The organism is Methylocaldum marinum (assembly GCF_003584645.1).
Taxonomy (GTDB): domain Bacteria; phylum Pseudomonadota; class Gammaproteobacteria; order Methylococcales; family Methylococcaceae; genus Methylocaldum; species Methylocaldum marinum.
The window spans coordinates 1,191,521-1,203,257 of the sequence record NZ_AP017928.1 but is presented as its reverse complement, the minus strand read 5'-3'; the positions used below and the strand labels follow the sequence as shown (position 1 = coordinate 1,203,257).

Genomic DNA, 11,737 nt, shown 5'->3' with positions numbered 1-11,737 from the left:
TTTGCGACTGGCAAGGGCGGCTAAAGACTTGTTTGCGATTGGGACGCAACACGACCCGGCGACTCGGCTGCCGTGCAGCGTGGCCATGTAGCGGCTTGATTCAGGAGGCGAGATCGATTCAAGGCGGGATGTTCCGATTGATCAGGCTTTTTGGATCCATCCAAACGATCGACTGACACTCGTGTTCCAAACCCCCCCTTGATTATCAGCATCTCTACATTGTTCTTCGCTCTCCTTTTTTGCCTTGACTCTAGTTGACTTGGAAAAGTGATACCTGCGGCTGAAAGTGCCTTGATTGTCTTGAAGAACGCCTTCACGTTACTTCTTGTAAGCGAAGACTTACACAAAAATCAGTTTTCGCCGACAGGCCTTTTTCGGTCGATTCCCCGAAAATGCACGTGCTCGGGCAACGACCGAGCCGCCTGTTACATGAACGTGACTTGCCGGCCACGGGGACGCTTGCTGATAAACCACTCGAAAAACATCTGAAACCAATAGAACACCGGAAACGCTCGGCAACGCTATTCCGGCCGCCCGGCCGGGAAGCCCAGTGCAATGAGCCAATTGGGCTTGTGACGTCGCCCATCCTGCAACGGACAACCTGCAACACCCGCAACTTAACGACAACAACGACGCTTGAAGTCAGTGGAGAACACGATGAGTGGAACGGACCCGCGGGTTCAGCACGCCTTGATGAAAAAAGCCATCGTCGAGTCAAGAGAGTCGAGGTCAACAATAGATGAGTAAACGCATTCCTGACCAGTTTTCCACACTGGTCGAAATCCTACACTGGCGAGCACTTCATCAGCCCGAGCGGCCGGCCTATACCTTCTTGATGCATGAGGAGCAAAAAGAAATTCATCTAAGCTACGGGGAGCTGGATCGCAAGGCGCGATCCATCGCCGCGATGCTGCAAAGTCTGGGGACGCCAGGCGCGCGGGCATTGCTCCTGCATCCGCCGGGGTTGGATTACATTACCGCTCTGTTCGGATGCCTGTACGCGAAGATCATCGCCATTCCGGCGTATCCCATCCATCCAACTCAAACTAACCGTACATATACCTTGCCTCGTCTTGAGGCAATCGCACAAGATGCAGGCGCAACGCTGGCACTGACGACACGGGACATCCGTTCTCATATGGAATCCATCATATCGAGCCAGCAGGAATTCCAAGCCGGGCAGCTCGCTTCACTGCGCTGGATCGCTACCGACGACGTGGAAGCCGGTCTTGAAGACGGATGGAGAATGCCCTCCATTACAAGAGAAACACTGGCTTACCTTCAATACACTTCCGGTTCCACACGGATGTCCAAGGGAGTCATGGTGAGCCATGGCAACGTGATACACAACTCGGCAGTGGTACAGGAAAAATGGCAAATGCCCCACGATGGGGAAATGGTCAGCTGGCTACCGCTGCACCACGATTTAGGGCTGGTTGCGGGTGTGCTGTTTCCTTTCTGCGAGGGTTACCACAGCACATTGATGTCGACTTTCTCGTTCGTCAAATGGCCTCCTCGGTGGTTGTGGGCCATTTCCGGCATGAAAGACAGGCCTGTCGTCAGCTGCGCGCCCAATTTCGCCTATCAGCTCTGTGTCCGCACGATGACTGCCAAACAGCGGGAGAGCCTCGATCTCAGTAATTGGTGCATAGCGCTTAATGCCGCCGAACCCGTCCGCGTCGAAACACTAAAGCGATTTGCCAAGACCTTTGAGCCGTGCGGCTTTCGCTGGGAAGCATTTTGGCCAGGTTACGGACTTGCCGAGGCCACCTTGATCGTGTCGGGCGGACATAAGACGGAACCTCCCGTAATCCATGAAATTGACAAGGTGGCTTTCACAAACAACCGTATAGTCGATGCAAGCAAGGATGATGAGAACGCTTGTACTCTCGCGGGCTGTGGTCAGGCTCTGGTCGATCAGAGCGTCGCGATTGTCGATCCCGCATCCTTAACCCGATGCGCCCCCGGTCGGATCGGGGAAATCTGGGTGTCCAGTCCGAGTGTGGCAAAAGGATATTGGAATCGAGCCGCGGAAACGGAGAACACCTTCCAGGCTCATTTGGCGGACACCGGCGAAGGCCCTTTCCTGCGTACCGGCGATCTCGGATATCTGCATGACGGCGAGCTGTTTATCACCGGCCGGCTCAAAGACTTGATCATCATTCGCGGCAGTAACCATTACCCGCAGGATATCGAAGTAACGGTGGAGGAAAGCCATAGGGTATTGCGGCCCGGTGGCGTAGCTGCTTTCTCGATGGACCTTGAAGGAGAAGAGCGGTTGATCGTGGTGCAGGAGATCAATCCGCGCAAGGACGTGGATCTTGACGCCGTGATCGGCGCGATACGCCAAGCCGTCACCGAAGTGCATGAGCTTCAAGTGTATGCGGTGGTTCTTATCGAACCTCGGACTATCCCGAAGACTTCCAGCGGGAAAATTCAAAGGAGCGCTTGCCGGAAAGCCTTTGAGGAAGGTCATCTACAAGTCGTTAAAGAGTGGCGCTTGACAAGGCCGCAGGGAAGCACTGGGGACAAGACTATCCCGGATGAGGCGCGAACCGCTGTCGGGAATGCGGCGGAAACGCACAAGCCCAGCAGGACTCCAGGCGCGAGACTCATCGAAGCGTGGTTGATTGCACAGCTCGCCGAAGTGCTGGGCATAAAAGCCGACGAAATCGGGCGGCGGCAGCCGTTTGCCGGCTTTGGTCTGGATTCCGCCCAAACCGTGAGGCTGATCGGAGACCTGGAAGCGTGGCTCGAGCGTCCGTTGTCTCCGACCCTGGCGTGGGAGTTTCCGAGCGTGAGCGCGCTGTCGGAACATCTGGCTGGAGAGATCGGCAGTCCGGCACTTCTTGACAGGGATGCATCACGAAGTTTCGATTCGGAACCCATTGCGATCATCGGCCTTGCTTGTCGTTTTCCGAAAGCCGAGGAGCCGGAGACGTTCTGGAGTCTTTTGCAGAACGGAGTGGATGCCATCACCGAGATTGCGAAGGACAGATGGGATGTCGATGCCTTCTACGATACGAATCCGGCGACACCGGGAAAAATGAACACGCGCTGGGGCGGGTTTCTGGATCACGTGGATCTGTTCGATGCCGACTTCTTTGGCATCTCGCCCCGAGAGGCGGCTAGCATGGATCCTCAGCAGCGGCTGATTCTGGAGGTAGGCTGGGAAGCCTTGGAGCGGGCCGGTCAGGCAGCGGACAAGCTGGCCGGCAGTCGGACCGGTGTGTTCATGGGCGTTTGCAGCAATGACTATTCCCGACGCCAATTCGGCGATCCGGCTGCGGCTGACGCTTATGCCGGCACCGGTAATGCGTACAGCATTACGGCCAACCGTCTCTCTTATCTGCTTGATCTGCGAGGTCCCAGCCTTGCGGTGGATACAGCCTGCTCATCGTCTCTGGTTGCGGTCCACTATGCCTGCCGGAGTCTTCGGAGCGGTGAATGCGATATGGCCCTGGCGGGAGGCGTGAATCTGATTCTTTCTCCGGAGCCGACCGTCACTTATTCTCAGGCCCGCATGATGGCCTCCGACGGACACTGTAAGACCTTCGACGCAGAGGCTGACGGTTATGTACGCGGGGAAGGGTGTGGGGTCATAGTCCTAAAGCGCCTCTCTGATGCACTGAAGGATGGCGACCGAGTCCTGGCGGTGGTTCGTGGCTCGGCAGTCAACCAGGATGGTCGCAGCAACGGTCTGACCGCACCCAACGGCATTGCTCAGCAGGAGGTTATCCGCCTGGCCTTGAAAGATGCCGGGGTTGCTCCCGATCAGGTTTCTTACGTGGAGGCCCATGGCACCGGCACGCCGTTGGGCGATCCCATCGAGTTTCGGGCAATAACGGCGGTACTCGGGAATGGGCGACCGCAGGACCGGCCTTGCGCAGTCGGTTCGGTTAAGACCAACATCGGGCATTTGGAGGCGGCAGCCGGGATCGCCGGGTTGATAAAAGGTGTGCTGGTGTTACAACACGAGGAGATACCACCTCATCTACACTTAAAAAAGATCAATCCTCATATCCCCTTGATCGACTCGTCGTTCTTCATCGCCACCGAACGACGCACTTTGCCTCGAGCCAACACGCCGCCACTGGTCGGGGTCAGCTCCTTCGGGTTTGGTGGAACCAACGCCCACGTACTGCTGGAGCAGGCGCCGGAACGGGAGAATGTGTGCACGCAACAGGAGCGGCCACTGCATCTCTTGACCCTTTCGGCGCGGACCAAGCCGGCATTAAAGGCATTGGCCGGCCGCTACGAAGCTTATCTTAAGGCCGGTAATCCCGCACCGCTGAGTGATATTTGCTTTACAGCCAATAGCGGACGGACACGGTTTGGCGAGCGTCTTGCCGTCCTGGCGGAGTCGCCTTCAGACCTGCAGGCCAAATTGGCGGCCTTTGTAGCGGGACAAACGCCATCCCAATTGTGGTTGGATCAAGCGGCCGAGTATCCGCCGAAGGTGGCGTTTCTATTCACTGGGCAGGGGGCTCAGCACATCGGCATGGGTCGGGAGCTGTACGAGAGCCAGCCGACATTTCGGCGTGCGGTGGACCGTTGCGCGGAACTGCTCCGGCCTTGCCTCGAAGTGCCGCTGACGGATGTGCTTTTTGGCGAGCATTCCGCGCTGATGGAACAAACGGCCTATACCCAGCCGGCCCTGTTCGCTTTGGAATATGGGCTGGCCGAGCTATGGCGCAGCTGGGGCATCGAACCCGTCGCAGTTCTGGGCCACAGCATCGGAGAGTACGTGGCGGCCCATGTGGCTGGCGTTTTTAGTCTGGAAGACGGCCTGCGCCTGGTGGCGGCGAGAGGGCAGTTGATGCAGGCACTGCCGCAGGACGGCGCCATGGTCGCCGTATTGGCTCCGGAGACGCGAGTGCGGGCGACGTTCGGGACCTATGCCGACGAGGTGGCGATCGCCGCAGTCAATGGTCCCGAGAGCGTGGTGCTATCGGGCAGGGATACGGCTGTTCGCGCGGTGGTTGCGGAACTGGAATCGCAGGGCGTGCGTACCAAAGCTCTGAACGTCTCCCATGCTTTTCACTCCCCGTTGATGGAACCCATTTTGGATGAATTCCGGAAAGTGGCCACGCAAATCGACTACTCGATGCCTCGGCTTGCGCTGATCTCCAACGTCAGCGGAGAGGTCGCTGGCGAGGACATCACACAGGCGCGATACTGGTGTGAACACATTCGTCAGCCGGTGCGCTTTTCGGACGGGATGGCGGCGCTCCACCGCATGGGCTGCGAAGTTTTCGTCGAGCTGGGGCCGCAGCCGATCCTGCTGGGGATGGGGCAGCACTGTCTCGCTGCAAAATCCGGGCTGTGGCTACCCAGTCTTCGCCCGGAGCGGGAATGGCCGCAGATCCTGGAGAGCCTGGCGGCGCTGTACGTCCGTGGGGTAAATCCGGACTGGGAAGGTTTTGACCGTGACTATGCCCGCAGCAAGGTGACGCTGCCGACCTATCCCTTTGAGCGCCGCCGCTATTGGATAGAAGCATCGGAGCAAAGTTTGCGGTTTCCTCGGGGAAGGAAGCTCCACCCTTTGCTCGGAGAGCGTATCGATACGGCGGTCTTCACGCTGTTCCAACACGCGTTGGATGCGCGGCAGCCCGCCTATCTCGGTGACCATAGAGTCTATCAACAAGTCGTCCTTCCCGCGGCGGGCTATTTGGAGATGGCCTTGGCGGCCGGCGTGCAGGTCCTCGGCAGCCGCTGTCTGAGCGTGGAAGACATTGTGATTCACCGGCTGTTGTGCCTGCCGGCGGAGGGCGTCAGAACGGTGCAGTGCACGCTTACGCCCGAGGGTGAGGGACAGCACTGGCGGATTTTTAGCGGCGAGGAGGGGCTCGCGGGGCCGGCGTGGATGTTGCATGCCGAGGGCTGGCTAAGGGACGCTAGGGCGCAGGCCGAGCAGGTTGAATTGGCTCGCTTGCAGAAGGAACTGCCCGAGCGGCTGGAGGTGGCGGCCTATTATGAACGGTTGTGCCGGCAGGGGTTGGCCTATGGCCCCCGATTTCAGGTCATCGAAGCATTATGGCGCGGAATGGAGCGGGCGCTCGGAAAGGTGCGGATCCCGCCGGACTTGGCCGGCGAAGCCTCCGTGTATCGGCTGCACCCGGTTCTTTTGGACGGGGCTTTGCAAGTATTGATGGCGGCCCTGGGAGAGGTGCAAAGGACTTACCTGCCTCTTTCGGTCGAACGGTTCACGCTGCTCAAACCTGTAGAGGACACGTTCTGGAGCGATGTGCGGCTACGCTCGGCGGAGTCCGAGACGGTGGTCGCCGATCTTCGGCTGTTGACTGACGATGGACGGGTTCTGGCCTTAATCGAAGGACTACGGCTCAAGTCTGCCGACCGTGGAGTGCTCCTGGGCGAGGCGCCCTCGTGGGAGTGGCTGTACGAGTTGGCCTGGCGACCGCAAGAAACCGAACTCTCCAACGCATGGGGCTATCTGCCCGCGCCGAAAGCGATGACCGAGATGCTGGAATCGCTGCTTGTCGATACAGCGCCGAAGAGAGACATCGGGCTTTTGGGGCGACGTCTGGACGCCCTGAGCATAGCTTACATTCTTAAGGCCTTGCGACAGCTAGGCCTGGTCCTGGAGCCACAGCTGCGTTTCTCGACCGCCGGGTTGGCGAAGCAGCTCGGGATCGTCAGGCGCCATGAACCGCTGCTGGACAGATTACTGGCGCGCCTAGCCGGGATAGGTATCCTGCAATCCCTAAATGGGCAGTGGGAAGTCATTGCTAAACCAGGTCTTGGGCTGGAACCGGAAGTCGTCGGAGACGAGATGGAAATGGTTCTGCTGAGGCGCTGCGGCAGCCGATTGGCCGAGGTCCTGCAAGGAAACTATGATCCGTCGTCCCTGCTGTTTCCCGAGGGCGACCTCGAACCCGGGGCGTCCCTTTTTCCGGAGACACAGGAACTACAGCTGCTTTACCGTTTGGTGCAGCGAACCCTCTCCGAGGTGTTGGCGCGGATGCCGATTGGTGAGGATTTGCGAATCCTGGAAATCGGAGCCGGTACCGGAAGCTTAACCCGCTGCCTGCTGCCGGGGCTGCCTGCCGGTCGTACCGAATATGTCTTTACCGATATTTCGACGGCACTTATTGCCCGTGCGAGGCAACAGTTCTTCGCCCATTCCTTCGTCGACTACCGCTTGTTGGATATCGAGCAATCCCCGCAGGCACAAGGAATTGCTGCCGGCCGCTACCAGCTGGTCGTGGCTGCAAACGTTCTGCATGCGACGTCGGACCTGCGCAGCACCCTGAGCCATGCTCGTAGCCTTTTGGCTCCCGGTGGATTGCTGCTGCTGATCGAGGTCACTGCACCTCCTGCCTGGCTGGACCTGACCTTCGGGCTGACCGACGCCTGGTGGCGGTTGACCGACACGGAACTGCGCCCGAATTGCCCCTTTTTGCCTGCCGAGAGTTGGCAGGCCCTGTTGCGGGAGATCGGTTTCGCCGAACCGCTGACGATCACACCGCCCGGAGCGCGGCAATCGCTGATTCTGGCCCAAGCCGTCCCGGAGGCAGAGGCTTGGTCGAAGACGTGGCTGGTCCTGACCGATAGCCAAGGGGTGGGCGAACTGTTGGCAGAAGAGCTTGCCGCTCGTGGAGAGATCCCCCTCCGGGTTCTTCCGGGTACCGGATACGAACGCCTTGATGAAAGGACGTTCCGGCTGAATCCGGGCAGCCCGGCCGATTATCGGGCCCTACTTGAGGCTGTGCCCCGGATTTCCGGGGTGGTCCAATGTTGGCCGCTGGACGCCGCGAGCACGCCCTCTCTGGAAGCCTCCGATCCGGCCGGCTGTGCCAGTACCCTGCATCTGGTAAAGGCCCTGACGGCACAGGTCGAGCCGCCGCCTTTATGGCTGGTGACCCGCGGTGCAGTGGGCTGTCCCGAGCCGACTTCCCCGCTAACCTGTCCGCCGATGCTTGGCTTGAATCAGTCACCGCTATGGGGATTCGGCCAGGTCATCGCTCTGGAACACCCCGAACTCGGCTGTGTGCGGGTCGATCTGGATCCCCACGCCGAGTTGAAAAATAGCGTGGACGCGTTACTGGGAGAGTTAATGGGATCCAATCGCCAGGAGGATCAGATCGCCTGGCGCGGAGGGGTGCGCCACGTGGCACGGCTGGTACGTAAGCTCATGCCTTCAGGTGAGCAGCCGTTACGACTCGAGATTCATGAACGCGGCACGTCGGAGGGGTTCGCGTTGAGGCCCATGGAGCGGCGGCGTCCGGAAGCCGGCGAAGTGGAGATCCAGGTCCAGGCCATGGGCCTGAATTTCATTGATATCCTGGACGCCCTGGGACTGTTGCCTTTCGAGCGGCATGATGGACTCGGAGGCGAGTGTGCCGGCGAAGTGGTTGCCGTCGGCGCAGGTGTCGGACGGCTGAAAGTCGGCGATCGGGTGGTGGCCCTCGCGAAAGGCTGTTTCGGCACCTATGTGACGACACCGGCCGAATTGGCAGCGGTATACCCCGTTTCGCTCGACGCCGTGGAGGCCGCCTCGATTCCGATCGCGTTTCTGACGGCCTGGTATGCTTTGCGCCGCATTGCCTCGGTCCGGGCAGGGGAGCGAGTACTCGTCCATGCCGCGGCGGGGGGTACCGGAATGGCCGCGGTTCAGATTGCATTGCAGGCCGGCGCAGAGGTCTACGCTACGGCCAGCCCCAGCAAATGGGAACCGCTGCGCGCGATGGGCGTAAGCCGACTTTACAGCTCACGCAATCCGGAGTTCGGCGAGGCGATCCTGAAGGATACCGGAGGGGCCGGGGTGGATGTCGTGCTCAACTCGCTCACGGGGGAAGGCTATATCCGGAATAGTTTGGCAGCGTTGCGACAAGGAGGACGCTTCGTGGAAATTGCCAAACGGGATATATGGACCGCAGAGCAGATGGCAGCCGTACGGCCCGATGTCAGCTACACCGTGCTGGATCTGTTGGATTGCATGCAGCGCGAACCGGCCACCGTCGGAGCCGTGCTCCAAGAGATCCTGGATCATTTCGCGAACGGACTGGTCAAGCCTTTGCCTCGCCGGGTCTTTCCTCTGACGCAGGCAACGGAAGCGTTCCGTTTTATGCAGCAGGCCAGGCACGTGGGGAAGATCGTGATGGTGGCACCCGGTCGATCCGGTCAGGCAGATGCCGAGTTACTGCGCGCCGACGGAAGCTACCTGATTACCGGCGGGTTCGGTGGTCTTGGGCTAAAGGTCGCTCAATGGCTGGTGGAGCGTGGGGCGAGACATCTCGTACTCGTGGGGCGGCAGCCGCCGAACGAGACTGCCCGGGCACGAATCCAGGCGCTGGAAGAAAAGGGAGCCAAGATTATTGCCGCCTCGGCCGATGTCGTCGACCGCGAGCAGCTCGGAGGCGTACTGGCGAGACTTGATTCACGAAATCCGCTGCGCGGAGTCATCCATGCGGCCGCGGTTCTCGACGATGGGGGATTAGCCAGCCAGAACTGGGAGCGTTATGAGCGTGTGCTGGGACCGAAAATACTCGGAGCCTGGAATCTGCACACACTGACCCAGGACAGCCCTTTGGATTTCTTCGTGCTTTTCTCTTCGGTAGCTTCGCTGTTGGGCTCGAAAGGGCAGAGCAACTATGCCGCAGGCAATGCTTTTCTTGATGCGCTGGCCCATTATCGCCGCGCTCTTGGCCTGCCGGGGCTCAGCATCAACTGGGGCCCCTGGGCGGAAGTCGGAGTCGCAGCAAGGCGACTCGACCAGCTGAAGCTCAACGGCATGGGACTCATTGCTCCCGAGCAGGGCCTGGACATTCTTGAACAGCTGTTGAAACAGTCGCCGGTGCAAGTGGCCGTTGCGCCCATAAGCTGGCCGCAGTTCGGCGCGGATCGAGCCTTGTTGAGCGAATTTCGCTTTTCCTCTACGGCTGTCGAAGAGCCGCGGTCGATGAGCTTTCTGGATGAGCTTATGGCGGCACCCGTGTCCGAGCGCCATGCCCTGTTGACCAGCCACGTGCAAGCCCAGGTCGCTCAGACCCTGGGGCACGTAGACAAGGCAGAGATACAGCCCGCGCGGGGCTTTGCGGATTTGGGGATGGATTCGCTGACCTCGGTCGAGTTGCGCAACCGCCTGCAGACCTCGCTGGGTTGCAAGCTTCCGCCGACTTTGGCTTTTGACTATCCGACCGTGGACGCGGTCGTCGGTCATTTGGTCACACACGTGCTTGATATCGAATTTGACGAAGTTCCGGTAACACCCGGCGTGGACGTCCAAACGCCGGACGATGAGCTGGAAGGGCTTTCGCAGGCAGAAACTGCGGCACTGTTGGCCGAAGAACTTGCATTGACTGAACAGTGGAAAACGCTATGAGACCGGGCATTCGATCGGCAACCGGGAAAATTAAGTCCAGTGCTTTTCCGGGTTTTTGTCCGGACTCGAGATCCTGATATCCCGAGTTTTAAATCAGTTGCCTAATTTTTCCGGGAAAGTTCGGAGCATGAGTATTCAGTATGGCCTTGAGAATTGTTGCTTTCTGCTCGGCCAAGACAGCCGATATGCTGTCAGACGGACTGCGTCAGATTATCGCCAAGGGATGGACGGTAAACGATAAGTTAGGGAGATTGCCATTAACAGATCAGTAAATAGAAAGGAGAGATTTTAGTGGACGAATTAGTAGCACGTCTATCCACTGGAGATCATCGTGTCGAAGCGAGTTTGCGTCCGGAAAAAACCGTTAAGGCATTGAAGGAATGCATCGATCGAGGCTACGTTAATATTAAGTTCACCGATACGAAAGGAGGTACTGACCTCGGATTCAAGCTCGATAGAGATGGGTCTGATCTAAGTAAAGCCAACTTTGACTTGGAATCCGGAAACTGCCGATTGGTCGGCAATTTGACGCTGAATTACGTAAAGGTTCAATGTATTGCTGATTTGGATCTTAAGACGCTTGATGGAAAAGGACACCTGATTCCACTAGAAAGTTGATTTGCGGTTGTTTAGAGTTACACGGCAGAAGAATGATAGGAGAATGTGGCATGGCTATAATGGGGAGATACTGTAAGGCATATCCCATTGCAAAATTCCGTGAATACGCAGGATGGACCGAGAAGATCGAGAATATCAGAAAGGACAAGAAAATCGTGGATGGAAAAGAGGTTGAACTCGAGCGGCAGTTAACCGACAGCGACCATTTATTCCTGCAGGAAAATTATGTGGTGACAGACGGCGTTTTTAAGGATGAGAACATCATCTTTGATGCCGTTACTGCGGAATGGCAAGATTTTTGTAGACAAGAGTTGAAGTTTGAAATACCCGATTACGCGACGGAAGAAGAGGCTGGTAGCGAAAACGCAACTGAAGTGTAGAAGCACTCACGGGGGAAATTGAACACTTGGAGTCCATTGGATTTATTTGATTTACAGGCATGAGGTTCAGGATATGGCTTATGATGAAAGAGAAGATACTACGGTGTACAAGGTCGTAGTTAATCACGAAGAACAGTATTCTATCTGGCCTGCGGACAGAGAGAACGCTCTCGGTTGGAGAGATGCCGGCAAGGCTGGTACGAAATCGGATTGCCTAGCCTATATTAAGGAAGTATGGACCGATATGAGGCCTTTGAGTCTGAGGAAGAGAATGGAGGAAGCGGAGAAGAGCGCAATTCGCGATTAACCGCTTTAAGTAAATTGACGAAAGGCATTGGCGGCTCCCGAGTCTCGATGTTTGGGTTTTTGGTTAAGTGTTTACCGGAAGGTTTGG

Annotated in this window: 4 protein-coding genes; all 4 read left to right on the top strand. The window is 58.0% G+C overall.

Translation table 11 applies throughout. The annotated features are described in order from the left end of the window. The first annotated feature begins 739 nt into the window (after positions 1 to 739). The 4 genes from sS8_RS05290 (at position 740) to sS8_RS05275 (ending at position 11,650) form a co-directional block, all read left to right on the top strand. Positions 740 to 10,345, top strand: coding sequence for a type I polyketide synthase (locus sS8_RS05290; protein ID WP_119628731.1), 9,606 nt, complete (start codon positions 740 to 742; stop codon positions 10,343 to 10,345). Positions 10,346 to 10,636: 291 nt separating this feature from the next. After that, positions 10,637 to 10,963 carry an MbtH domain protein gene (locus tag sS8_RS05285; protein ID WP_119628730.1) on the top strand — a complete coding sequence of 109 codons (327 nt, stop codon included), beginning with the start codon at positions 10,637 to 10,639 and terminating at the stop codon, positions 10,961 to 10,963. A 50-nt stretch (positions 10,964 to 11,013) separates the two neighbouring features. Further along, on the top strand, positions 11,014 to 11,343 hold the full coding sequence (locus sS8_RS05280; RefSeq protein ID WP_119632624.1) for a hypothetical protein: 330 nt from the start codon (positions 11,014 to 11,016) through the stop codon (positions 11,341 to 11,343). Between the two features lie 73 nt (positions 11,344 to 11,416). Further along, a complete protein-coding gene (locus tag sS8_RS05275) occupies positions 11,417 to 11,650 on the top strand; it encodes an MbtH family protein (RefSeq protein WP_119632623.1) in 234 nt (77 codons plus the stop codon). Positions 11,651 to 11,737 lie beyond the last annotated feature (87 nt).